At 69.3% G+C, this 23,233-nt stretch carries 20 protein-coding genes and 1 pseudogene; 9 read left to right on the top strand and 12 right to left on the bottom strand.

Annotated features, from left to right (window positions below; translation table 11 throughout):
* Positions 1-96: 96 nt before the first annotated feature.
* The 4 genes from Vau01_RS54795 to Vau01_RS54780 all read left to right on the top strand — a co-directional run bounded on the left by Vau01_RS54795 (position 97) and on the right by Vau01_RS54780 (position 3,632).
* Positions 97-1,335 (top strand): MFS transporter, encoded by a 1,239-nt coding sequence (locus tag Vau01_RS54795; protein WP_204010027.1) that lies wholly within the window; start codon positions 97-99, stop codon positions 1,333-1,335.
* Between the two features lie 131 nt (positions 1,336-1,466).
* Entirely contained in the window at positions 1,467-1,955 is a 489-nt protein-coding gene (locus Vau01_RS54790) for a DUF2199 domain-containing protein (protein ID WP_204010025.1), read from the top strand.
* 148 nt (positions 1,956-2,103) lie between these two features.
* Complete coding sequence (locus Vau01_RS54785) at positions 2,104-2,763, top strand: VOC family protein (RefSeq protein WP_204010023.1); 660 nt, start codon at positions 2,104-2,106, stop codon at positions 2,761-2,763.
* A 632-nt stretch (positions 2,764-3,395) separates the two neighbouring features.
* The gene (locus Vau01_RS54780) at positions 3,396-3,632 is read left to right on the top strand and encodes a hypothetical protein (protein WP_204010021.1); all 237 of its coding nucleotides are present in this window, start codon (positions 3,396-3,398) and stop codon (positions 3,630-3,632) included.
* A 74-nt stretch (positions 3,633-3,706) separates the two neighbouring features.
* Here the strand turns inward: Vau01_RS54780 and Vau01_RS54775 are convergent, their stop codons facing one another.
* The 3 genes from Vau01_RS54775 to Vau01_RS54765 form a co-directional block, all read right to left on the bottom strand.
* Positions 3,707-4,702 carry a hypothetical protein gene (locus tag Vau01_RS54775; RefSeq protein ID WP_204010019.1) on the bottom strand — a complete coding sequence of 332 codons (996 nt, stop codon included), beginning with the start codon at positions 4,700-4,702 and terminating at the stop codon, positions 3,707-3,709.
* 305 nt (positions 4,703-5,007) lie between these two features.
* Positions 5,008-7,746 carry a hypothetical protein gene (locus Vau01_RS54770; protein WP_204010017.1) on the bottom strand — a complete coding sequence of 913 codons (2,739 nt, stop codon included), beginning with the start codon at positions 7,744-7,746 and terminating at the stop codon, positions 5,008-5,010.
* An 89-nt stretch (positions 7,747-7,835) separates the two neighbouring features.
* Positions 7,836-9,737 carry an AAA family ATPase gene (locus tag Vau01_RS54765; RefSeq protein ID WP_204010015.1) on the bottom strand — a complete coding sequence of 634 codons (1,902 nt, stop codon included), beginning with the start codon at positions 9,735-9,737 and terminating at the stop codon, positions 7,836-7,838.
* 147 nt (positions 9,738-9,884) lie between these two features.
* On the opposite strand from Vau01_RS54765, the gene Vau01_RS54760 reads away from it, so the two are divergent.
* Positions 9,885-10,079 carry a hypothetical protein gene (locus tag Vau01_RS54760; protein WP_204010012.1) on the top strand — a complete coding sequence of 65 codons (195 nt, stop codon included), beginning with the start codon at positions 9,885-9,887 and terminating at the stop codon, positions 10,077-10,079.
* Positions 10,076-10,780, top strand: a complete 705-nt coding sequence (locus Vau01_RS54755) for a hypothetical protein (RefSeq protein WP_204010009.1) — start codon at positions 10,076-10,078, stop codon at positions 10,778-10,780. The genes Vau01_RS54760 and Vau01_RS54755 overlap by 4 nt, the downstream gene beginning before the upstream one ends.
* A gap of 921 nt (positions 10,781-11,701) precedes the next feature.
* Here Vau01_RS54755 and Vau01_RS54750 read toward each other — a convergent pair.
* From Vau01_RS54750 to Vau01_RS54740, 3 genes are all read right to left on the bottom strand, one after another.
* On the bottom strand, positions 11,702-12,430 hold the full coding sequence (locus Vau01_RS54750) for a lysophospholipid acyltransferase family protein (protein WP_204010007.1): 729 nt from the start codon (positions 12,428-12,430) through the stop codon (positions 11,702-11,704).
* A gap of 495 nt (positions 12,431-12,925) precedes the next feature.
* Positions 12,926-13,351 (bottom strand): RipA family octameric membrane protein, encoded by a 426-nt coding sequence (locus tag Vau01_RS54745; protein WP_204010005.1) that lies wholly within the window; start codon positions 13,349-13,351, stop codon positions 12,926-12,928.
* Positions 13,352-13,781: 430 nt separating this feature from the next.
* Positions 13,782-15,365: an HYR domain-containing protein gene (locus tag Vau01_RS54740; protein WP_204010003.1), complete on the bottom strand. Its 1,584-nt coding sequence runs from the start codon at positions 15,363-15,365 to the stop codon at positions 13,782-13,784.
* Positions 15,366-15,638: 273 nt separating this feature from the next.
* On the opposite strand from Vau01_RS54740, the gene Vau01_RS54735 reads away from it, so the two are divergent.
* Positions 15,639-16,079, top strand: coding sequence for a hypothetical protein (locus Vau01_RS54735; protein ID WP_204009993.1), 441 nt, complete (start codon positions 15,639-15,641; stop codon positions 16,077-16,079).
* Positions 16,080-16,149: 70 nt separating this feature from the next.
* Positions 16,150-16,596 (top strand): DUF4259 domain-containing protein, encoded by a 447-nt coding sequence (locus Vau01_RS54730; protein WP_204009990.1) that lies wholly within the window; start codon positions 16,150-16,152, stop codon positions 16,594-16,596.
* Positions 16,597-16,868: 272 nt separating this feature from the next.
* Here Vau01_RS54730 and Vau01_RS54725 read toward each other — a convergent pair whose 3' ends face one another.
* Positions 16,869-17,360 (bottom strand): GyrI-like domain-containing protein, encoded by a 492-nt coding sequence (locus tag Vau01_RS54725; RefSeq protein WP_204009987.1) that lies wholly within the window; start codon positions 17,358-17,360, stop codon positions 16,869-16,871.
* A gap of 308 nt (positions 17,361-17,668) precedes the next feature.
* On the opposite strand from Vau01_RS54725, the gene Vau01_RS54720 reads away from it, so the two are divergent.
* A complete protein-coding gene (locus Vau01_RS54720) occupies positions 17,669-18,886 on the top strand; it encodes an MFS transporter (protein WP_239152780.1) in 1,218 nt (405 codons plus the stop codon).
* Between the two features lie 269 nt (positions 18,887-19,155).
* Here Vau01_RS54720 and Vau01_RS54715 read toward each other — a convergent pair whose 3' ends face one another.
* From Vau01_RS54715 to Vau01_RS54695, 5 genes and pseudogenes are all read right to left on the bottom strand, one after another.
* Positions 19,156-20,409: a trypsin-like serine protease gene (locus Vau01_RS54715; RefSeq protein WP_204009981.1), complete on the bottom strand. Its 1,254-nt coding sequence runs from the start codon at positions 20,407-20,409 to the stop codon at positions 19,156-19,158.
* Positions 20,410-20,771: 362 nt separating this feature from the next.
* Positions 20,772-20,975: a hypothetical protein gene (locus Vau01_RS54710; protein WP_204009968.1), complete on the bottom strand. Its 204-nt coding sequence runs from the start codon at positions 20,973-20,975 to the stop codon at positions 20,772-20,774.
* 77 nt (positions 20,976-21,052) lie between these two features.
* On the bottom strand, positions 21,053-21,895 hold the full coding sequence (locus Vau01_RS54705) for a TRM11 family SAM-dependent methyltransferase (RefSeq protein WP_204009966.1): 843 nt from the start codon (positions 21,893-21,895) through the stop codon (positions 21,053-21,055).
* An 88-nt stretch (positions 21,896-21,983) separates the two neighbouring features.
* On the bottom strand, positions 21,984-22,679 hold the full coding sequence (locus Vau01_RS54700; RefSeq protein WP_204009964.1) for a hypothetical protein: 696 nt from the start codon (positions 22,677-22,679) through the stop codon (positions 21,984-21,986).
* Positions 22,680-22,915: 236 nt separating this feature from the next.
* Positions 22,916-23,233, bottom strand: a pseudogene (locus Vau01_RS54695) (hypothetical protein); the annotation flags it as partial.

Here is a 23,233-nt window from a genome sequence, read left to right as displayed (position 1 = left end):
TTCCCGCCGGCGAGGTCGTATCGCATATGGCTCAGGTGGGGTGCCGACGTTGGGGTCCACGGCTCGTCGATGCGGCTACGCGGGATAATGCCCTTCATGGTCGGCGACGAGGAGTTCCCGTCGAGATCGTTCCTGCTTTACTGGCGGGCCAACGCTGTGTCGGCCGTCGGTACCTACATCACAATGTTGGCGCTCCAGACGCTGGTGGTGCTGACCTTGCATGGCTCCGCGGCTCAGGTCGGCTGGTTGAACTCAACTCGGTGGTTGCCCTACCTGGTCGTTGGCGTCGTGGTGGGAGCGTTGGTTGATCGCCACCCTCGCCGACCCGTCATGATCACCACTGACGTGGTTCAAGCCGGTCTGCTGGCGATCATCCCCCTGCTCTGGTGGATCCACCTCCTGTCGTTTCCGGCGCTACTGGTGATCGTCATGGCGTACGGCACCGCCGCGGTGATCAACGGGGCGGCCGCGATGTCCTTCCTGCCTCGTTTGGTGCAGCGCCGACACCTGCAACGCGCACACGCCCGCGTCGACGGCGCTGACGCTGTCGCCCAGAGCGCCGGTCCTGCTCTCGGCGGCCTGCTGGTCAGCGCCCTCGGTGCGCCCTTGGCGGTCCTGGCCGACGCCGCGACCTATGTCATTTCCGCAATCACGCTGAGCCGGATCGACGTGCGCGAGCCTCCTCCGAAGACCGACACGACGGCCAGGAAGCTCGTGCTCGAGATCCGCGCGGGCGTGCGCTGGATCTATCGGGGCTCCGGCCTGACCACCCTGGCCATCGCAACCCACGGATGGTTTCTCGGCAACGCGGTCATCGGCGTCGTTGCCGCTCCCTACGCACTCGCCACGTTGAACCTCACGCCGTTCCAGTTCGGCCTCGTCGGCGCCCTGGGCGGAATCGGCGCAGCCCTCGGCGCCGCGGTCACCACGCGCGTGGGGCTGCTACTGGGGACCGGTCGCACCATCATCGCCTGCCACCTCATCACCACCGCGAGTGTGCTCGTCATGTTCGCCGCCGGTGGGGCCTCCACCACGTGGACCCCTGTCGCGGTCCTCGGAACCGGGGTAGGGCTCTACGGCCTCGCGATGGGCATGAGCAACTCTCACGAGATGAGCTTTCGACAACTCCTCACCCCCGATGAACTCCAAGCGCGCACGAACACGACGCTCCGGTCTCTCAACCGTGCCGTCATGGTCATCGCCGCGCCGCCCGCGGGCCTCCTGGCGGACAACTGGGGGATCCGACCCACCCTTCTCGTGGCAGCGGCCGTGTTCGCGGCCGTGGCGTGTGGGCTCGCCCTGACGCCGTTCCGTTCGGTGCGGGCGCCAGCCTGACCCGCATCCGCTCAACCATGTCCCGGCGTCAACCCGCCGCGCCTGATCACGGTGCGTGACGAACAGTCAGCGGCCAGATCCGGATGGGAAGGAGGCGTGGTCACCGGGGGCGGAAAGGGGGATACTCACGCGTGCCCACCGACACCTGCTCCACCTGCGGTCGCGACCTCGATCTGCATGATCGTCACGTCCGGTACACGTTGCCGGACCCGGTGGTGGACTCCGCCGAGCAGGAGGCAGCGTCCGGCACGTGGTTGAGCCACGGCACCGCTCGTGACTCGGTGATGATGTACGTGCCCGCCGTCGGTGCCTTCGTTCGGGCGTTGCTACCGATCCGGCTGGCGGAGGGTCACACGCTGACGTACGGCGTGTGGCTGGGTGTCGACCCACGCGAGTTGCGGTCAATCATCGACGTGTGGTGGAAGCCGGAATATCGCGATCTTCGGCTGCGTGGGCGGCTGGCCAACGCGATCCAGCCATGGGGTCTGCTCGGATCGCCCGTGGATACGGTCGTGCGCGACCCGGACGAGACGCCCTACTGTGACCACTCCGACGACCCCGACCTCGACCACGTTCTTCGCAGCGAGTGGCCCCACGACGTGATACCGGACACCAGTTGAACGAACCGACGCCCATGCGAGACACGCAGGGTACGACAGACCACCAGGGCCGAGCGGTTCGCGGCATGAGCGGCTGCTGGCACGGAGCCACACGGTCGCCTGAGCGGCTGAGCCATTCCTGCGGTCCCGACTCTGGGGAGGAGGTGGCTTGAGAGTCTTGGGCGAGTGCCTGGAGGACGGCAACGACCGGCCGGTGCCGCAGGGGTCTCGCCAATACGCGACCATCAGCGTCCTCGGCTTCGACATTCAGCCGCCCGGCACCGCTGCAGTATTAGGTCAGGAACTGACCGCAGTTGACGGCATGATCCTCAGCATGACCAGCGACATTCTGCTCTCTCCGGAAGCTGTCCCGTTCGGCGGCGCCGTCCTCAATCCGTTCGTGATCGTGGATGATGCCGCGCGGTTCGTGGACTTTGTGGCCGAGGTGTTCGGTGCGGCCGAGACTGTCGAGGCGCGGACGCCGATGCCGGACGGCAAGCTCATCCACGCCCAGCTGCGGCTCGGCACCGTCGATCTGATGGTCGCCGACCGGCTGGACGGGTGGCCGGCGCGGCCCGGCCTGCTGCAGGTGTGGGTGACCGACGCGGGGGCGGTGCTCGAGCGGGCCGGTGCCGTGGGCGCCACGACGGTGACCGAACCGACCCCGTTCTACGGTGAGACGACGCTCGCCCGGATGCTCGACCCCTGGCAGAACATCTGGTGGCTCTACCAGCTGGCGCCCGGTCAGGCGGATCCGGTGCCATCCTGGGAGGGCGGCTCCGACACCGTCTTCGCCACCCTAGACAAGGCATTGAAGTCGCTGGGCTGAGCCTCGGCCGAGAGATTCGGCCGGGATGCGGTGTCTGTATCGTGCTCCCGGCCGAACTCCACAAGTTTGACCGCATCTCAAGGGCGTTCCATCGGTGACCTCTTGCTCGCCCTTCTTTCGGATCTGGACGACCTGCGTCCAGGTCGTGGCTCTGCAGCTGGAGTGCAGCTCGGCCCTGCGAACAACGAGCTCGAGAGCCGGACAAGGCCCTGCCCGGCCAGCAGGTCGGAAAGCTGGTAGGCGGCGGACCCGTCGCCGGCGTCGGCGTGGGCCCGCAGCTCGTCGACATCGCCCCGCTGCGCTGTCGCTTACCGCTCGCCAAATTCGCGTACGAGTCTGCCGAGCGTTCTGGGGCCAGCACGCAACCGGCGTGCTCAGGCCGGCTCGATCACATTGACACCCCAGCCCAACCCCCGCCATGCTCACCCACGCAGCCAGTGGTCCCAAGGTCGTGGCAACAGCCCGGTCCCGGGTACATGTTCGGCTGGACGTCGCACCGAACCGTTGACGGCCCGGTGCCTACCGTCAGCGCCGCGTAATCTGCTGGCCAGCGGCAGACCAGCACCGCCGTGCACGTCGCAGACCAACGAGCATGCATGCCTGCGGCCGAGGGGTCGTGGCACCCTCGAACGGTGAACGACGAGAGCGGGACACCTCCGCCGGGTTACCGGGAGCCGGCCCTGGCGTGGGCTGTCGAGTACACCGACGAGCGTGATCCAGGCTCACGCTTCCAGGCGGGTGCCTTCACCACCGAGGCACAGGCGCAGAAGCTGCTGGACCAATTGGTGGCATCCGGACGGCACGAAGATTTGTGGATCAACATGATCCCTGTCCATGAAACGGTCGAGGATTGGGAGTGGGACCGCTGAGCAGCCACCACTCCCCGAGGCGCTGGTTCTTGAGAGCCGCGCAGGCATGGCCTGGGACGAATCCAGGTGTTCGGCTACGCGTGAGCATCGAGGTCGTACCGGTACCAGTTCCGCTCATCGTCGGCGCAAAGCCACAGCGTCGCGTCCCGGCCAACCCTTCCCCTGGCCCATCCGGGCGGTTGCCGGCCGTCGGGCAGCACCAGGTTTTCGCGTCCCGCCTCCACAACGACGTCCTCCTCTCGGCGGGCCCGGCAAATCTCCCACCGTGTGCCGTCACCTGTCCGGCGCTGGTCGAGGAAGGCGAATTCGGAGCCGGCGACGGCCAGGCCGCGGCATCTGGTGACGGTGTTCGGCGTGACCGTCTGGAGATGATGGGTGCCGATCTCGACCACAGAGAAGTCGGGGTAGGGGCAGGCGTGGACCCGGTCCCGGCCGACGTTCATCGCGTAGCAGTCGAGCCAGGCCACTTCCCGGGTCTCGCCGCTGGCCATCCAGGGCTCGCCGCCGCCGCTGTCCCAGCGCGCCAGACCGACCATGAACGCGTAGGACCGGGTGCCGTCAGGGTTGGGCGACCAGTAGCTCGACTCGTCGGAGTAGCTGGTCCAGATGCGTCCGCGGCGATCGGTCATGAGCTGTTGTATGCCGTCGCCCGCGTAGAAGGCCGCCCGGGTCCGGCTACGGCTGTCGAACACCCGGACGTTCTCGGTGAGGTGGATCTCGCCCTCGGGAACCGGCTTCAGATGGCGTCTGGCGGACACGCCTGTCGGCTGGCAGCGGTTGGCTGCCAGGACGACGCCGTCGCCGAGGGTGTCGATCTCGGTGAACCACAGATCGAGATCGTTGAGGCGGATCTCGTCGACGTCGCTCCCGGAACAGATGACCGCGATCGCGTCGTAACGCGGCGGCGGATAACGCCAATAGCGGTCTGGGATCGGGAAGTAGCCGCAGGCGGAGTCGCCAACCAGGGCGACCAGGCGGCCGAGGTGATCGATGGTGGAGGCGAGAACCTCAAGGTCGGAGTAACGGTCGGGAAGGATCGCATGGAGCGCGAGCCGGCGGTCAGCAGCCATAGGCCTTTCTGGTATTCACGATCCGATGATCGCATGGCCGACCGGATCCGCATCACCCCACGGCGCAAGCCCGTACACCCGTGGCGATCGGAGGGCCATCTCGCAGGCACTCGTCCTGCACCATGATCGGACACACTACTTTCGGCTACCAGATCCGCGCACCGGGCCCATCTGTAGGCACAGGCGGGCCAGCGGGTCCGTGGCGCCGCGTGGCTCGTCTCCGTTCGGAGGGGATGGCAACGCCAGCGGGCCGGGCTGGGCCGGGCACCGCTGGCAACGCCGCGACCGGGGAGGGCCTGCGGACGTCAGCCGGATTCGTAACGGCAGCGTGTTCCCGTTCGGATGCCGGCGTGCAGGTGTAGTCCGGCCGCCTCGTCAATGGCGAGGATCTGATCGATGGCCTGGCGCAGGGTACGGGTGACGTTGATCCGGGCCCGTTCGGCTTCGCTACTGGCGAGTCTGGTCCGTCCGCCGAGTCCGGTGGCGCGCTTCACGGTACGGACGATGGCGTCGTACTCGCGGCTCGCCTTGGCCACGGTAGCGGCGTCGCCATGCTCCATCTCGGTTTGGAGAGCGGACATGCGCTTCCTGTAGTTGAGTTTCGCGGTCTCGTCGATCACCTGCATCCGGTCGTTGCTGTCGACGCCGCCAGCGAGTTCGATCGCGGCGATGTCCCGCCCCGGGTTCGCGATGAGCACAGCCAACTGGGCCACGCCCTTGGAGGCCCGGAGAACCGAGGTGCGGCCCTCATAGGTCAGCGCCCACGAATCGCCGTGACGGTTGAGTGCGACGCGGTCGGGCGCCTGTGACAAGGCGTTGTCGGGAAGGGTCATGCCGAGCGTCGACGCGATGGACGCCGCCTCGGCCCGCACGGTCGCCGCTTCGGCCGCGTCGCCGGGACCGTTGCGCCGGAACAGAACCGCGGCGAGCTCGTGCGCTCCGAAGGCGACGAACGGCAGGGCACCGAGGCGACGGTCGGCGGCGATCCCGTCCCGCAGGAGCGTCGCGGCGGTGTCCAGGTCGCCGGTCGTCGCGGCGCACCGGCCGAGTGACCGGGCCGTGCTGCCGGTGCAGACCGATCCGGTGCCCGCGACCGCGACGTGGTGGGCGTATGGGGAGAGCCGGCGGGCCACTTCGGCGGCGCAGTCCGCGTCGCCGAGGCGGCTGGCGAGGTCGGCGACGACGGACAGGGTGTAGAGCTCGAACCCGGCCAGTGCCATGTCCAGGATGTTCATCGACGTCCGCAACTGCTCCCGGGCCTCGTCCGGGCGACCGTCCCGCTCCATGATCAGCGCCACGACGAGCGGGTACGCGGTCGCGGTCCGCTGCACGGACGAGGCGCAGGCGTCGTGGTCGGTCTCGCCGCGCGCCAGGGCACGCGCGAACGACTGCAGCTCGTACAGCAGCTTGGCATCTGGTGTGACGGAGCGCCCGGCCTCGTAGGCCTCGCGGGCGAGGCGCTCGGCGTCGGCGAACCGGCCGCGGAGCGTGGCGAGAGTGGCGCGGCGGGATCGCGCGTACATCAGGAACAGCGGCTCGCCAATCCTCGTGGCGAGGTCTTCGTACCGGTGCAGTTCGGCCTCGGCCTGGTCGATCCGGCCGGCGGTGAGCAGCGTGGTGAACAGGTTGAGCCGCGCCTCGAGCTCGTTCGCCGGCATGTCGTGGCGTCGCGCGAGCTCGACCGTCTCGGCGCCACGCGCGAGCCGTTCGTCGATGCGGGCCGGGCCGAGGACCGTGCGGTGCCAGGCGCACAGCACCTCGACGAGGATCCTCCCGTCATCGAGGGAGCGGGCCTCGTCGACCGCTCGGTCGACAAGTTCCTCGCGTTCGCTGGTGGCGCCCGGCCGGGAGGCGAGCGCGTCGGCGCCGAGCCGGGCCATGATCCGCACCCGGTACGGTGCCGGCGCGGCGTCGAGCAGGCCCCGCAGGCGGGTCTCGACCGGACCGCAACTGCCGGGCTCGTACCGCGCGTCGAGCGGCATGGCGAGGGTCGCCTCGATCGCCACTGCCCGGGCGCCGGTGAGGTCGGCGAGGTCGGCGGCTTCGGTGAGGGTCTGCGTCGCCGTCGAGCGGTCGCCGGTGGCGGCCTGTGCCGTGCCGAGGACGGTCAACAGTTCGGCCCGCCACACGCGGGCCGTCGCGCCGTACGGGGCTACGCGGTCGAGGGCGGCCGTGCAGAGGTCGGCGGCGGTGACCGGATCGAACCGGTGCAGTGCGGCGCGGGCGGCGTCCAGCGTCGCCCGGACCGCCGTTGCGGGGTCGCCGAGCGGGAGGGCGGCCAGCCGGAGTCGGGCCAGTTCGTTGCGGTGGCGGCGGTGCATGCCGAGCCGTTCGATCGCCTCGGCCGCCCGTAGCCGGTCGGCGCGCCCCTCGTCGGGCGTGACGTCGGTGGCCGGCTGCGGTGCCCGAGCGAGCGCGGCGAGGAACCGTTCGGCGGGCAGGTCGCAGGCGGCGGCGAGCAGCCCGCGATCGGCCTGCGCACCGAGAACGGCGACGGCTCGTGCCAGCGTCCGGTCGTCGGCGTCGGCGTCGCTCGGAACGGTGGCGCGCAACGCTTCGACCCGCGCGCCGAGCCGGTCCATGCCGAGCCGTTCCGCGGTCGCGGCGGCGTCGGCGAGCAGGTCGGCAGCCTCCGCCGGGTCGTCGCCACGACGTAGGAGGGCATCCGCGAGATCCGCCTGGCTCGCGGCGACGTACGGGCCGGCGCCGAAGGATCGGTTGCGATCGACCGCGGACCGCAACCATCGGACGGCGGTGTCGAGGTCGCCGCCGGTCATGGCGCACAGACCGAGCGACTGGCTGACCGCGCCGTACGCCGTGGCCCCACCGCCACCGATCGCGCAGCGGCCCGCGTATGGCAGCAGCCGCTCGTACAGGTCCGCGGCGAGGTCGCGTTCGTCGAGCACGAACGCCGCCTCGGCCAGCAGTTTGAACGCATAGAGCCTCGGCGGCCCGGGTATGTGATCGAGCAGCGACCTCGTACTGCGTGCCGACAGACGTGCCTCCTCGAACCGGCCGGCATAGAGGCAGCTGATGGTCGACATCGCTGAATTGTTGCGACCCTCCGGGGTGGCGCGGCACGCATCGAGGAACCTCTCGGCCGTCTCGCCGCCGCGCGCCCAGGCCCAGACAATCACCTGCGCGAGGTACACGACTTCAGCATCCGGTGATCCGGCGGCGTGTGCGTGGTCACGGGCCTCGTCGGCGAGCCGCTCGGCCTCCCGGTAGCGACCCTGAAGCGAGGCCATGGCCGCCGTGCGGACCGGGCGAACGCGAGGTGGTCCGGGCGGCCGCCGCGTTCGGCCAGGAAGGTGTACTCGACAAGCGTCGTGTGGGCCTCGTCGACGTGGCCGCTCTCCAGTTGGGCCATGAACTGCCACAGCAGGCCGTCCAGTTCGCGGGACGGGTCACCGGCCCGGCGCCCAAGGCGGGCGATCTCCGAGCCCACCGTGAGCCGCTGATCGAGGGTCTCGGGCGCCCATGTGGTGAAGAGCTTTGTGCTGAGTGCCTCGGCGAGCAGCCCCGGATCGCCGAGGGTCCGCGCCTCGGTAACCACCCGGTCGGCTGCCCCCACCTGTCTGGCTTCCCGGTCCGGGTCGGCATCGTTGTGCATCGCCGAGTCATACGCGAGCTTCGCGACCAGCCGGACCCGAAGCGCGGGCTCGGCGGTGCCGAGCCCGTCGATCGCGGCGGCGACGTGCCGCTGCAACTCGGGGTCGTGGAGCAGGAACTGTTCGCAGCGGGGTAGTCGTAGCGCGGCCTCGGCCACCAGCACCGGGTCGCCGGCAGCAGTGGCCAGGCCGACCGCCTCGACCACCGTGCGCCGGCCGGCCTGCGGGTCGCCCACCATCGCCTCGGCCTCGCCGCGCAACATGAGCAGGCGGGCTCGCCATGCCGTCGCCTCGTTCCCGAACGCGGCGACGGTCGCCAGTCCCGCCGCGCACTGTGCGATGGCGTCCTCCGGGGCGTAGGCGTACAGCGCGGCGCGGGCGGCCGAACACGTCGCGGCAACGGCCGCCTCCGGATCTCCGGGTGGTACGGCGGCCCGCCGGTGCTGGGCGAGCGCTCCCTGCTGGTCGGCCGCCACGCCGGTCGCCTCGATCGCGTCGGCCGCCCTCACGTGTAGCACGGCACGTTCTCCCGCCGGAATGCTCGCGTAGCAGTGTTCCTGGAAGAGCGCGTGGCGGAACCGGCGTTTCCCGTCGAGCAGGCCGGCCGACACGGCGACGTCGAGAGCGGCGGTAAGCCGTTCGGGCGGAAGGTCCGCCACCGAGGCGAGCAGGCCCTGCGGCGAACATGGCCCAATCACCGCCGCCGCCGAGACGGCCCGCCGGGCGTCCTCGTCCACCAGGGACAACAGTGCGGCGAGCCGGCGACCGACGACCACGTCCGGCCCCGCCCGCAGCGACTCGATGACGTAGAAGGGGTTCCCGCCCGTCAGACGTAGCAGGGTCGCCGTGTCGACGCCGGGGGCGGATGGGCAGCCGGCGACGAGTTCGACGATGTCGTCGGCGTCGAACGCCGGCACCCGAATCACCAGACCCTGCCGGTTCACGTCGTCCAGAGCAGCGTCCCCCGGCCGCTGCGTCGTCAGCACCAGCAGCGGGCGGTCGGGCAGGCTCCGCAGCAGGGCGCCGGTGAGCATCAGCGACGCGGGATCCGCGTCGTGCAGGTCGTCGAGGATCACGAGCAGCGGACGACCGGTCACGGCGGTCCGCATCCGGTTGAGGAAGGCGCGCAGAAGGGTCGCCCGTGCGGCGGCGCCCTGATCGGCGTCCAACTCCGGTAGGGGCGTGTCGAGGTCCTCGAGGATCTGCGTCCAGATCCAGTACGGCGGCGCGAGCGCGCCGCTCCACGCGCGTCCCCACGAGACCCGGAAGCCCCGGGCCGCAGCCTGTGCTGCAGCCCGTTGAGCCAGGGAGGTCTTGCCGATCCCGGCCTCGCCGACCAGGTGGACGGCGCGGGCGACGCCAGCGGTCGCCGCGTCGAGTTCCGCCCCGATGTCCCGCAGCTGAGCGGATCGGCCTACGAACACGGCGACAGATTAGGGGGACCCCGTCGCCCTGTACCGGTTTTGCGAATTTTGCACCCGTACGGGTGTCGAACGATTTCGTTCGCCGTGAACGAACGCCATCCGAGGCGAGGGCGGAAACGCCATTCCCACCAGACAGGGAGATATGCCATGGCCGTCGAGCTGATTGCCATCACCACCGCCGCCGTGGCGGCCGGCGTGGCCGAGGCGACCCGGCGCCTGCTCAGCCGCCGGCAACCCGACGAGCCCGCGCCGGGCACGGTGACCTTCGGCGAGGTGCACGCTGGCGGCGCCGTCACCCAGTCCGGCCGCGATGTGACCATCCGCCAGGGACGGCCCGAATGAGCGCCCGGGGACGCGCCCAGGTGGCCCCGGGCCGGCCCGGTGTCCACTTCGGCAACGTCACCGCTGGCGGCGCGGTCAGCCAGGCGGCCCGCGACATCAACGTCCAGTACCACAGCGCGCCCGACTACTACGAACACGCGAAGCGGTTCTGCTCGCTGGCGATCGCGGCGTTCCTTCTGGCGATCATCGGCCTGTGGCCGGCCGCGCTGCCGGTCGGGTACGCCGCCCGCATACGCATCCGCCGGTCGGGGGAGGGCGGCGGAGGACTCACGACGGCTGCGCTGGTCATCAGCTGGTCGATGGCAGTGGTCACGGCTATCTTCGTCGGCGCCATGTCGACCCTGACCGACGACCTGAGCGCGGATGCCGGGCCGGCTGCGCCGGCTGTCGCCCACGAGCCAGCGCCGGTGGTTGCCGGCGAACCGGCGCGGGAGCAGCGGATCCGCATCATCGACGGCCCGAACTGGCCGGAGTTCCTGCCACGAAGCGCGACACTGGGCTCGGGCTCGACGGTCGTTTGGGTGAACGAACGCGCCTCACGCTGCCGGCTCGTCGCGACCAACGACGACCTGCCGCCGGGAACCGGCACCAACCCGTTACGACGCGGCGAGAGCTACCGGATCACCTTCACCGAAAGAGGAATGTATGGGTTCGCCTGCGAAGGTGCCTTCGCTTCTGGGGGAACCATCTTCGTCAGATGAGAGCCGCGGCCGGGGCCTCGCCGCGATCTCCGCGGCCCGGGGCGACGATCAGGTATCGCCGGCATCGAAGACCGGCACCTTGTCGATCAGGGTCGCTACGGCCATCCGACTCGCGGCGCTCAACCTCGACCCAACCCGGGAGCTCGTCACTGGACCAGCCCGTCACCTCAACACAGACGAAGTCCACGAGCACATGGTCGCCGACTAGACAGCCGTTCACCGCCATCACTTGGCCCCACGGGCGCCCGCTCATGGCACCCCTCGGGACGTTGAACGTCCTCGTCATCCGCGGATCACCCGGGCGGCAGGTGCCCGGGTGCCTGGCCGTCGACGTCACTTACGCGGGGCCCAGGGCCGGGCAGCTGGTGGCCCGCGGCTCGGTCCAGATCGCGTACCCGCCGGCCGGATCGTCAGCTCGCCGGCGCCAGGTGTATGAGGCCTCCTCGTACGCGTCGACGACTACGGATGGCAGCGGCCGACGCAGTCGCAGATTGGGTGGCCCGTACAACCACACGGCGACCGTGGACCGTGACGGGAATCCGGCGAGATCGACCCGACCCGTCGTGCCGGTTGTCAACCCACATCCAGCGAGCCGGATCCTCGGGCGGGTCGCCCGCACCACCCGCAGGGTTCCGCTGACGATCGGCCCGGCGGAAGCGGAACGGCAGACGACATAGCTTCAGATTCTTGAGAAATCCACGTCGGGACCGGAACCAGCGAGCTTTGCCGTCGCCATGATCACGTGCACTGATTTCGGCTAGTTCAGGACGTCAACCACGCCTGAGTGGCGCTCACCGGCTGTGACGATGGATGACGGACCACCGTGCACGAACGGCGGTGCCAGATCCGGAAGCCAAGATCGTAGCGAGTTCGTGGCAGTCAGCGGGGCATGGGGTTCTCCTCGGGAAGGGTTCGTTTGACCTACGGCTGCGGTGTGGTGGCCACCTCTGGCGGTTCGGGTGCAGTCCCGCCCAGGTGGGCTGGTAGCCACCAGCGGTCGTCCGGGCCGGACGGCTCGTCGGGGTAGTCGCGCTGGGCCTTGTTCAGCAGCGCGGTGATGCGGGCCTGTAGTTCGGCGAGAATCTGGGTGTGGTCGTCCCTGCGGGTCGGATGTAGGGGTTCACCGACGAGGATCGTCACCGGCACGTGCCGCTTGCCGAGCGACCGCTTGCGGTCCTTCGTCCAGAGCCGTTGTGAGCCCCACACCGCCATCGGCACCAGCGGCACTCCGCAAGCCGCCGCCATCCGCACCGACCCGGTCTTGAACTCCTTGACCGTGAACGACGTGCTGATAGTGGCCTCGGGGAACACGCCGACCACTTCGCCGCGCTTGAGCGCTTCGAGGGCGGCCTTGTACGAGGCCATGCCGGCGCTGCGGTCCACCGGGATGTGACGCATGCCGCGCATCAGCGGGCCACCCACGCGATGCGCGAAGATCTCCTCCTTCGCCATGAAGCGCACCAGCCGCTTCGAGGCACGCGCCGCAAGGCCGCAGAAGACGAAGTCGAGATAGGAGACGTGATTACTCGCCAGCACCGCGCCGCCACGTTCGGGCACGTGCTGGGTGCCTGACAGCGTGATCTGCAGATCGAGGACGCGGAACGCGGCTCGCATCGCGGCAATGACGGGCGGATAGACCAGTTCAGGCATGGCCCCAACGGTAAGGCGGTGACCGGCCACTGCGCGTCCGGGTCCGGCACCAGTCCGTCCGCCAGTTGGTCTACCGGCCATCGTCTCGCACATGGCCCAGGATCGTCAGACTGGCCGGTCGGCGTCGGGGCGCCCGGAAGTCGGCAGCAGATCGCGCCGCCAGGAGCGCCGAGCGCTCGGCGGCAAATCGGGACGTGAAGTTCTTGCGACGCTCACAGCCCGCAGGAAGAGTGCTGGTGTGGCAACGACGGGATGGGCCTTGAAGCACGAAGCGGAGTGGCTGGCCGCACTGGCCACCCTCGAAACGGAGGGATGGAACGCCGCTCTCACCTGTTCGGCCGCCCCGGTCCAGGTGGAAGGCCAGCTGCCCACAACGAGCCACCGCACTCCTCGCCGCGATCTTCGTCCTTCAACGCGTCGAGGAGCAGCGCCAACCAGGATGAAGAGAACTCACTCAAGGAGCGGCATAGCGGATGCGGGCGGCGCCTTCCGTGCTCATAGGACGACGAGGAACGCGCCCCACATCACGCCCGTGATACTCGGCACGACATAGGTGAACATGTTGAGAGCCGAGACACGCCGCCGTGACCGCCAGGTCTCGCGGGTCTGCTTGTACTCCGGCAACCGGTCGACCGCCGCATGCTGGATGTGGCGGAGATACTGTACGCCCGACCAGCTCACGTAGCCCCACACCCCCGCCAACACCATTCCCACGACGGCGATGATGACGGTGGCGATGGCCAGCCGGTTTACCTGCTGACCGACGGACAGCAGGATCGAGTACGCGACGACTAGCATCGACTGGGCCACGAGAAAGTAGTTCCCACGCTGGACGATGCTGTTGTCAGTGTGAAGTCCGTGCGCCCACAGGCGGTTCTCCTCGTCACGTCGGTCCTGGTCATTGCGTGCGGGGGTCGTCACGGCCGCCACCCTTCGATACTGACTTTGGGCGTCTCACCACATTGTGTAGGTCCCGATCAACTAGGCGTGACGCGGTTGAGCGCAGTCTCGCGCGGCCGCCCGCGCGGGCGGGCCGTGTCCGATCAGGTTCCTGTAGCGGGCCGTTGACGGTGCCGGGATGACGCTCAGCGTGGGTGGTGAGGTCGCGGAGGCGGGCTTCAGCCGCCGCCGTGGACGACGAAAGCCTCGTCGCGCAACGGCGGCGGTAGGTGTAGATCGGGCGGAACGTGTCGAGTGGCTTGGACGGGCGGGCCGCGACAGCGGGTCAGCCGGGGGCGTGGCGGACGATGATGTCAGCGCCGACGCACCGCTGTCTGCTGAACTTTGTCGGGATAGTGGGAACGGCACGTGTTGCCGGCACCACGGCCGCGCCGTGGCGCCGGCAACGCGGTTACGGCTTCGGCGGCACGTAGCAGGTGGCCACCGCGGAGGCGTTGTCAGATGCGTCGATTGCCACGATCTGCGCGTCACCGCGGAGCCGGACCTTGTAGTCGACGGCGCCGGTGCCGGGTTTGACCTGCGGGTTGGCGCCCGGCGCCTGGGTAAGCTTGATCGTCGTGCCGTCAGGGTACGGGCCGAAGTTCACCGCTGGGTCGCCGGTGTCCCGGATGTACAGGTCTACATCGGGATCGACGAGATCCTTCCCTCCGAGCACATAAAAGCCGTCCGGGTTGTTCGACTTCGGCGGGTTGCCGGCGGGGTTGCCGCCCGGCTTGCAGGTCGCTGTTGGGGCAGTGGTGTCCACGACCCGCATGGTGGCGGTGTCCTGCCCGACGTTTCCGCCGCTGTCCTCGGCGGTACAGGTCACCTTCGTGTCACCCATCGGGAAGAGGCTGCCCGATGGCGGCGCACAGACCGGGACCAGGTTGCCGTCGAGGTCATCGGTGGCGCCGGCCGGGTAATCGATCACCGCGCCGTTCGGGCCGGTCGCCTCTACGGTCTTGTCCTCGACGGTCACCACGGGCGGCTCGTCCTCGAGCACGTGGACCGTGATGTGCTGGACGAAGTCCGGACCAGCCGGCACGCCGCCGAGCCGGAACTGCACGGAGCACTCCAGGGTGGCACCCTCGGCGGCGTCTGCGGCGACCTCGACGGTCTCGACGAACTGGGCGGCTTCGCCGCTGGGTACCGTGACCTTCTCCGCGTCGAAGGAGACGTTCAGTGCCGGGTCGCACGCAAGAATCTCGGGCGTGACCGTCACGTCGAGTTGCTGCAGTCCTGACAGGATGGCCGCCGACACCTGCTCGGGTGACGGGCTGAGTAGCTGTCCGCCGGTGGCGGTCACCAGGTGGGTGGCTTGGTCCAGTGCGTCCAGGCCGGGGGCGAGCTCGGTCTGCACGTCCACTCCGACGACTCGGGCGCCGATGTCCTGCAGCGCGTTCTCGGCGTCGTCGTAGCTGTGCCCGTTGCTCGGCTCGTGGCTCGGCGCGTCGCCGATCAGCACCACCACCGGGCTGCTGTCGTCCCGGAAATCGAAGCCGGCCACCTCGACCAGCGAGTTGATCCAGTCCTCGGGCTCGTCGTCGCCCCCGCCGGTGGTGAGCCCGTCGACGGCGGCCTTGACCTTGCCGGCGTCGCCGGTGAGGGGCTGGTGCACCTTGAACATCTCGGGTCCGTCGGTCTGATCGCGGTAGGACGCCACCGCGAAGTGCGCCTCCGCCTGCGCCATGTGGACTGTGTCGATGATCTCGAGAATCTTGCCCCGTACGTCGTCGATCGCTTCGTCCATGCTGCCGGTAGTGTCGATCAGCAGGACCACGTCGGGTTTCGGCAGGATCGTCGGGGTCTGTACCACCTTGTCGATGTCGAACGACTCACCCGGCGCGACCGTGCGTTCCACCGACTTGGGTTCGACTCCGGCCTCGGGCTCGGCGCAGGCCGGTGACCCCGCTGCCAGCAGCATGGCGACGGCCGCTGTGAGAACGGCACATCGGGTGGGCAGGCGGCGTCGAACCGCGCCATTCAGGACGAACACGGCAGTACTCCTTAGCGACCCGGCCGCACGGAGGAGCGGCGATTGATCACGACACTACGCTGAGTGTTTATTCCATCACGTAGAGTCTGGGCAGTCACGAACCTGACAGCCAGCCGACGATCGGCGGAGCCCACTCAAATGGTCTGAAGCCACAGCACGCTCCAGCAGCGCCCCTCACGGGGGGCGAGCGCGTCGATCAGCCCGTTCAGACTGGCGACGTTCGCCGCGGCCGGCCTGCCGCTGGCTGCGGGTAGAGAGGGCTAGTTTGCTCGGATGAGTGCCCTCGATGATGTGGCGATGCGTGATGGCTGGCGGTGCTGGGTGTGTGATGAGCCGGTCGACGCCGACATGTCGGTGAATGATCCGCGTGGGCCCAGCGTCGACAGTCGCACCGCCGACCGCAGGGCCAAGGTTGCCGAGCGGCTCGCGCACCGTGCCTGCAACTCGCGCAAGGGCGCCGTCAAGGTGGTCATCGCCTGGCCGGACCGTCTGCACGTCGTGGAGCCCGCACCGTTGATCGCTGTTGCCGAGCGCCTCGAACGCAAGGGTGGCCGCGAACTGGTCGCCCGCTGTCCGAGCAGGAAGGACGCCCAGGAGACGGCGGACTGGCTGGTCGACCGGTTCTCCCGGCTTGTTCCCGGACTGCCGGTGACGGCGAGCGTTGACGCTGGCGGCGGCCAGTTCCTCGTCGCCCTGGCCGTGGTCAGGCGCTGACCGCTGGCCCCAAAACCACGATTGCCGCGGCGCTCACGGAGGCGACGACCGTGTCGAGGAGGCAACGAGCATGGGAACGTTCGGGACCGGCCCGTTCTCCAGCGATGGGGCCATGGACTTCCTGGAGGAACTCGCCGAACGGCCTCCTGAGCGTCGGGGGCCAGCGCTGGCGCGCATGTTCCTCTTCGTGAAGGACAACCCTGAGCTGCTCTGGCGGGAGTTCTTTCCCGATGAGGTCGTAGCCGCGGCGGCGGTTGTTGCGGCCACTCTGCCCGGCGGGCAACAGTTCGACGAACGACTTGAAGCACTGGTCGAGCATGATCTTGTTTCGGATGTCCGGTTGGCCGCGCCCGCGCCCGATCTAGCGAGCGCCGCGCTTCAGGCCCTGACGTTCGTCGCCGGACCAGGCGGCCCGTGGCTTCAGGGTTGGACGAGCGACGCGGACGCCGCTGAAGCGCGCGAGACGGTCGCTGTGTTGTCGCGGGTGCTCGCCCTTGACGGCGGTGCGCCGGAGTGACCTTCGGGCTCATCGGTTGTTCGGCGCGGGAGATGGCGTCGTCTCGGGCGAGAGTTCGGTGAGCCAGTGGTGGTCGTAGCCGATTCGGAAGTCGCACGGCGCGAATGGCTGGCAAGACGCTCAGCGTATCGCTGTGCGACCGGCCGTGGGCCCGGCGTTCATCGCCCGGGCCTGCGGCCTCCCACGAGCGGGTCAGGATGCCGGGCCGGCGATCGTGAGCTGGTAGGTGGCTGTCCATCCGCCGCTGGACGTGTCGGCGGTGACGGTTGAGGTCACGACGCCAGCCGGATGGCCAGCTCGATCCGCCAGAGCTTCTTCTTCGGCTCCTTCCGAGGATCGGTGAGGTAGGCCTCATAGCGGCAGCCGAACCGATCGCCGGCCGGGCTCTCGACGCAGTCCATGGTCAGGTTCCGAGCCCGAATCCAGTCGAGCAACGTGCGGTTCGCCCCGACGCCGTTGCCGGCGCCCGTCAGCGTCGCGAACTGGCCGGACGGCAGGACGTTGGCGTGAACACGGTCGTCGCCCTCGATCGGGCCATCGGTGATCACACCAAACTCGACGTCCATGTCGCCCACCATGTTCACCACGTGCAGCCGGAAGAACGCGACCCCCGGCTTGATCTCACGCTCGTCCAGCCACGCGTACAGCTCCTTCATGAGCCGATCACGAACGGCGTACATCCCCCGAAAGGGAGTGACCACCCGGATCCCCGCGCAATGCCGCTCATCGATGGCGACGACCGCCGGTCCTTCGATCGTTTCCATCGCCCCCGCTTCGCATGCCGTCCGCCCACCGGCGGGTTCGACGACGTCGACCCGGCAACGGGTCGCTGCCCGGAACGGATCCTAATTGTCGACCTAGCACCGATCCACCCAGCTATTTCGTCGTCGAGCTACCCGGTCGCAGGTTCTTGAGAGGCGGCTGGGCCGAGCGGGAGAAAGTCAGCCCAGCCCGGCCGCCTTGCGCAGCAGCACTGAGCGTTCGCGCTGGTTGGCGCACAGCCGGGCGGCCGGCGAGTTGGGCATCCGTTGTCTTGACCTCGAGTGGGCTTGAGGTTGTTTGATTCGTGGTGATGATCCGATTGCCGTCGAACGGTGCTGCTCACCTGCGCGGCAACCGGGCGTTCGCAGCGCTGTGGTTGGCCCGCACGGCGTCCTACCTCGGGGACTTCGTCGCGTTGACCGCGCTGGTGTTGTACCTGTACGACCGGGGTGCGTCCGCTACCGACATGGGCGTGGTGCTCGCTGCACGGGCGTTGCCGCAGGCACTCGGGCCGATCGCGGGCGCCCTCGCCGATCGGTGGGAACCGCGGCGGGTGATGGTGATCTGCGATCTGGGGCGTGTGATCACCGTCGGGCTAATCGCGATACTGCTGCCACCGATTCCGGTGCTTGCCGCGCTGATCGCGGTAACCAGCCTGATCGGCACGATGTTTCTGCCGACCGGTAAGAGCTGTGTGCCGCTACTGGTGGAGCGCGACCAGCTCGGACGGGCCAACGGGATGCTCGGCTCATCGCACAACATCGCGCTGGCGGCCGGTCCGGTCGTCGGCGCGTCGCTGATCAACTGGATGGGGCCGCACGCGGCGTTCGGGTTCGATGCCGCCTCATATCTGATGTCGGCACTGCTGTTGCTGGCAGTCCCCGGCCGCCTTCGGCGCGGCGCGGCGACGTCGCGGCCGCGTCTGATCACCGACCTCGGTGTCGGCCTGCGCTACCTGGCGGGGCACCGGGTTGCCCGCACGGTCGCGCTTGCGTTGTTCTTCTCGGTGATGTTCGCGGCCATGGACAACGTGGCGCTGGTGTACTTGGTACGCCGCGACGAAGATGGCAGCGCTGTGACGCTGGGGGTGGCGACCGGCGTGTACGGCGTCGCGATGGTAATCGCGCCGATGACGATCGTGTTCAGCCGCCGGCGGCTCAACGGCGTCTCGCTGCTGGTGACCGGGCTCGCGCTGGGTGGAATCGGGTTGACCACCGTCGCCTTGGCGCCGCCGCTGGTTCTGATCGTCGCCTGCTACACCATCGCCGGCGCGGGCAACGGCCTGGAGAACGTCGGCTGCGACACCGCAATCGGTGAAAACGTCGAGGAGGATAAGCTCGGCCGCGTCTTCGGTGCCGTGTACGGGCCGATTTTCCTTGCCGAGACCATCGCAGCGCTGCTCGGCGGCGCGCTGCTGCAGGCAACGTCGAGCCGTGGCGTCTTCCTGGTCGCAGGCGGCGGCCTCCTCACCGTCGCGCTCGCGGCATACCTGTCCACGACAGCGGCGAAGCAGCCGCCATCCCGGTGAAGCATGAGTGCGCACGACGCGCGACCGGTTGGCGCGTTCTGTAGCGAGCGCCTCGTGGCCAGGTCCGGACGTGGAAGGATCTTGCGACGCTCCTATCCACAGGAAGGCTGTTCCAGCTCGGCGAGAGCCTTCGGTCATGAAATTCGGTCACCAGGGAGCACCGGACCACCTGGGCCTCCACAAAGCCAGAGCGGTTCAATCAATCACGAGCTTCGCTGCGCACGCGCCGATGACGCTGCGACGGGAGCGCAGCGCCACCGGCAAAGGTGTCAGAGCGTCAGGCTCCATTGGTCGATGTAGCCGACGTCCAGGTTGTAGGTGTCTGACACCCGGAGCTGCCAGGTGCCCGATCGGGGCTCGCTGGACAGGTCGACCGTGTACGTGGTGTCGACGTTGTCGGCCGGGTCGCCGGACGAGGGTTTCTTCAGGCGGTAGGCGGACCCGTCCGGCGCGATGAGGTCGATCTGGATGTCACCGCGGTAGGTGTGGACGATCCGGACGGGCACCTGACTTACGCTCGAGCCGTTGCCGGTGCACCCGGTGACGGCCACGGGGCTGTTCGCCGTGCCCGGATCGGGAATGCTGATGTCTGCGTCGTTGGTGAACGGACCGCACGGCTGCGGCTGCTGCGGCGGCGCCATCAGGCTGGCCGCCGCTGCGGCGATGTCGGCGGCGAACGTGCTCACCTCGGTGTAGACGCCGGGTAGGTTCGGCCGCCCACATCCGACGCCCCAGCTCGAAATGCCGACCTGGACCCAGGCGTTCGAGGCATCCCGGCGGAACATCGGCCCGCCGGAGTCACCGTCACAGGTGTCGACGCCGCCCTGCGGAAGGCCGGCGCAGATCTCCTGGCTCGGGATCAGGTTCGTCAGGGTGAGCTGGCACGTCGCGTCGTTGACGAACGGCACGTTGGCCTTGAGCAGGAAGCGCTGCTGCGGACCACCGTCACTCGCGGCGCCCCAGCCGGCGACGGTGAAGATGCCGCCGTTGTGGGCGGCGCTCGTCGCGATCGGCAGGGTCGCCAGCGACACCGGAGACGCCAGCTTGATCAACGCCCAGTCCCGGCCGCTGCCGTTGTAGCCGGGTGCCTGATACACGTAGGACGAGCGGACCTGGATCCGGGCGGGGTTCATCAGGTCGACGGCGCCGAGCGTGGCCATGATGCTGGTCGTCGGCCCGGTCGCGCCGACGCAATGGGCGGCGGTGAGCACGATCTGCGTTGTGTAGAGCGCGCCCCCGCAGCCCATCGACAGCTTGACCATCCACGGGAACTCGCCCTGCGCCGCCCGGGTCCCACCGACGACGTCGACCTGCGGCCCGGCGACGGCGGGCGCGACAAGCGCGACGCTACCGAAGGCCGCCGCGACGACGCCGGCCACGGTCGCGGTGATCAGCCTGGTCCAGCGCGACTCAAGCCACCGGCGCAGTGCGGTGCTGCGGGTGGGGGTACCGACGCCGGGTCGATCGACCGGCCCGATGCCGAGGCGGCTCCCGGATTCCTCCCGATCGCAACGCGCGTCCATGTGTCCTCCTCGAATCGACGTGGCTCCGGATCAGCCGGACCGATCGAAGAGATGTGCCTGCAAAGGGTTTCGATGCATTGGGTCGGATGGGCGACGGTAAACACAGCAGCCGTGAACTGATCATGCCAAACCGCCACGATCGACGGTCGCAACTACGTCTTCCTCTTAGCGGCGCGGGGATTCCCCGCGTCCACACGTACGGGAAAGGACCCGACCGACTCCTCAACATCCGCCAAAGCTCGTTCAGCGTGGTCTGCACCGCTGTACGCGAGGCCCCCGACAGACGGGCTGCCAGCCAGTTCCTGCCGCGGCTGATCGTCTCGGCCCCGCGCCGAGCACCGGCGACCGTCAGGGCCGCTCGCTCAAACGGCGGCCCCTGGGCCGAGCAATGCGGCGATGACTTCGCGTTGCTCGGCGGTCAGCGCCGGCCACCGCTCAACGATTGCGATCACGTGCCTCATCAGCCGCTCGTCGCGTAGAGCCGCCCGCAGCGCAGCCAACTCCGCATCGTCGGAGTTCCTGGGCGCGGCCATCGCGGCGAGCCGAGCACGCACGATCTCCCGCACCGCCGCAGTCCCTGGCGTGGCCGGCGCGGCCTGGTTCGGTGCGGCGTTGTCCGGCGGGGGCGGCATTGTGCCGCTGTTCATCGGCGGCCTCGCCACCAGGTCGGCGGCACGTCCGGGACGCGGTAGACCAGAACGTTGTCGTGAATGACCCGCGGTCGCGACGCGCGTCGCCGGCTGCGGGTGATCGGGCGTAGCCGGCTGGTGTCGCGGATTGGGACGTTCAGGGCGGCGACTCGTTCGACGAGGTCGAGTCCGGCCCATTCGGCGGCGTACGCGATCGGCACGGTGAGGTCGAGCATCTGGTGTGCGCGGTGCAGCAGTCGGCTGGTCAGCACGATGGTTGTGCCCGGGTGTAGCAGCGGGATCCAACTGGCGAACGACAGCTTGAGATCGGTTTCCAGCTGACCGACCAGATCGGCGTTGCTCCACCGGCGCGCCGGATAGCCGGGTGGTGGATGCAAACGGATAGGTGGAGTGGCCAGGACCAGGTCGACGGCGCCGCGTAGCCGCCGCGGCACCGGCTGAAGGTGGCGGGCATCGCCACGCACGATCATGGCCGTGCCGGTGGCGCCGTGGCGGCGCGCATGGTCCAGGTTGCGTTCGGTCAGCTCGACCCAGCGCGGGTCGATGTCGACGCCGATGGCGCGGCGGCCGGCGTGGACCGCCTCGACCACCGTGGTGCCGCTACCGACGAACGGGTCGAACACGGTCTGCCCCGGGCGGCTGTAACGCTCGATTGCCTGGGCAGCGAGAGCCGGGCGGGTCCGCTGCGGATGGCACTGTGTCTGCGGCACGTACCGGCCGGTGCGTTGAGCGGCGTCGCTGTCCTGGCCGGTGGGCCACAGTGTGGCCACCGGCCCGATGTGGTCCTGCCCGATGCCGCTGATCGCCGCCTGCAGCGGCGCCGCGGATGTGTGCACCCAACTGGGTGTGGCCGCAGAGCGCGTCGTGGCCACGGCAGAGCCGGAGGTGTGGCCGTCACGCGAACGGCTCGCCATGCGGGTGTGGTCACTCATCGTGCGTCGCCTCGACATCGCCGACAGCGAGGATGAGCAGGTCGGTGTGCGGGTGAGTGACCGTGTGCGAATGCCGGTGGCTCTTCATCGCGGTCCCGTGGGTGGCCACGCCCGGGGTCGAACGCGGCGCCGAGTCCGGGTCGAGGGCGGCGACGTGCCGGATCGGGCGCAGCCCGGCTGCGGCCGCTGCGCCGCCGAGCGCGGTCAGGTGTGCCACCCGCTGGTCGCCCTCGACGCAGACGGCGATCACGAGGCAGCCGGCGGCGCCGAGCAGCGATCGGCATTCGGCCAGCAGCCACCGGGGGTTGACCGCGGGGCGGGGCCAGTGCAACAGGATCAGATCGAGGTAGCCGGCGGCAGGGCTCATCGCCGCCAGATGGTGGGCTCCGCCGAGCGTATGGTGACGGCGTCCAGCCGCTACCGCGGTGGCCGCGAACGCGACATCGTCGTCGATGTCCAGGACGACGTCCCCGACCTGCGTCTGGTCGTTGAGCAGCAGATCGGCCAGTTGCGGGGACAGGCAGCCGGGCTGCTGCGCCGGCGGAACATGCCAAACGGCGGGACTGGCCTGGCCCGGCAGCGCCAGTCGGTCGGCGAGCTGGGCGTCGAGTCGTGAGCCGGGACGGGTGTGCTGATGGTCGTGTCGGTCCATGGCGGGGTGCGGCTCCCGCGCTGGCCGGTCACGCATGCACCCAGGAAATGCACCTGATCGCGGTTACGGATTACCGGCGAGGCCTCGACGGTGCCGTGCTGTGATCCCGTGTGACAGCAGCGACGGCGTGTTCGGGCCGGCAGGGAATGGCGCCGTGCGAGGTCCTGGTGGTGAATCCGGTCCGCGCTCGTGTCGTCGCGGGTGCGCGGTTGGCGACGCCGGCTCCCCGGGGTGTTCGGCTCCGATGACGACGCCGTGCCTCGGTCATCTGATCATTGTCGTTCGGGCCAGGGGTAGCCGAGCCGCTCAGCGTCGTCGCGGGAGCCGCCGACGATGGCGGCTCGGGTCTTCGGGTCGGCGGTTTCGAGTTGTCCGGCAAGGCGATCGGCCTGGTGGGTGGCGGGTGTGTCGTCGATGGTGGTGCTCTGTTCGAACTGGAGCCAGGGTTCGTCGTCGGTGGGCTTGGACCGCTGCGAGTAGACGAAGGAGAACCGCAGTCGGGTCGGATCGTCGGGCGATGCCCAGACGTAGCCCGGGTGGCATTGCCACCGGGTCAACAGGTCGGGCTCGGCGTCGAGCCGTTCCTGGAA

Origin of the sequence: Virgisporangium aurantiacum, assembly GCF_016863635.1 — a bacterium.
Taxonomy (GTDB): domain Bacteria; phylum Actinomycetota; class Actinomycetes; order Mycobacteriales; family Micromonosporaceae; genus Virgisporangium; species Virgisporangium aurantiacum.
This window is presented reverse-complemented; position numbering and strand designations above follow the sequence as displayed.

Bases quoted from the DNA above. Each gene is read 5' to 3' on its own strand.
- Vau01_RS54715 (WP_204009981.1), bottom strand. From the start codon at position 20,409: ATGGACGCGCGTTGCGATCGGGAGGAATCCGGGAGCCGCCTCGGCATC.
- Vau01_RS54755 (WP_204010009.1), top strand. From the start codon at position 10,076: ATGAGCGCCCGGGGACGCGCCCAGGTGGCCCCGGGCCGGCCCGGTGTC.
- Vau01_RS54720 (WP_239152780.1), top strand. From the start codon at position 17,669: ATGATCCGATTGCCGTCGAACGGTGCTGCTCACCTGCGCGGCAACCGG.
- Vau01_RS54750 (WP_204010007.1), bottom strand. From the start codon at position 12,430: ATGCCTGAACTGGTCTATCCGCCCGTCATTGCCGCGATGCGAGCCGCG.
- Vau01_RS54735 (WP_204009993.1), top strand. From the start codon at position 15,639: ATGAGTGCCCTCGATGATGTGGCGATGCGTGATGGCTGGCGGTGCTGG.
- Vau01_RS54775 (WP_204010019.1), bottom strand. From the start codon at position 4,702: ATGGCTGCTGACCGCCGGCTCGCGCTCCATGCGATCCTTCCCGACCGT.
- Vau01_RS54725 (WP_204009987.1), bottom strand. From the start codon at position 17,360: ATGGAAACGATCGAAGGACCGGCGGTCGTCGCCATCGATGAGCGGCAT.
- Vau01_RS54770 (WP_204010017.1), bottom strand. From the start codon at position 7,746: ATGTCGACCATCAGCTGCCTCTATGCCGGCCGGTTCGAGGAGGCACGT.
- Vau01_RS54760 (WP_204010012.1), top strand. From the start codon at position 9,885: ATGGCCGTCGAGCTGATTGCCATCACCACCGCCGCCGTGGCGGCCGGC.
- Vau01_RS54730 (WP_204009990.1), top strand. From the start codon at position 16,150: ATGGGAACGTTCGGGACCGGCCCGTTCTCCAGCGATGGGGCCATGGAC.
- Vau01_RS54700 (WP_204009964.1), bottom strand. From the start codon at position 22,679: ATGCGTGACCGGCCAGCGCGGGAGCCGCACCCCGCCATGGACCGACAC.
- Vau01_RS54795 (WP_204010027.1), top strand. From the start codon at position 97: ATGGTCGGCGACGAGGAGTTCCCGTCGAGATCGTTCCTGCTTTACTGG.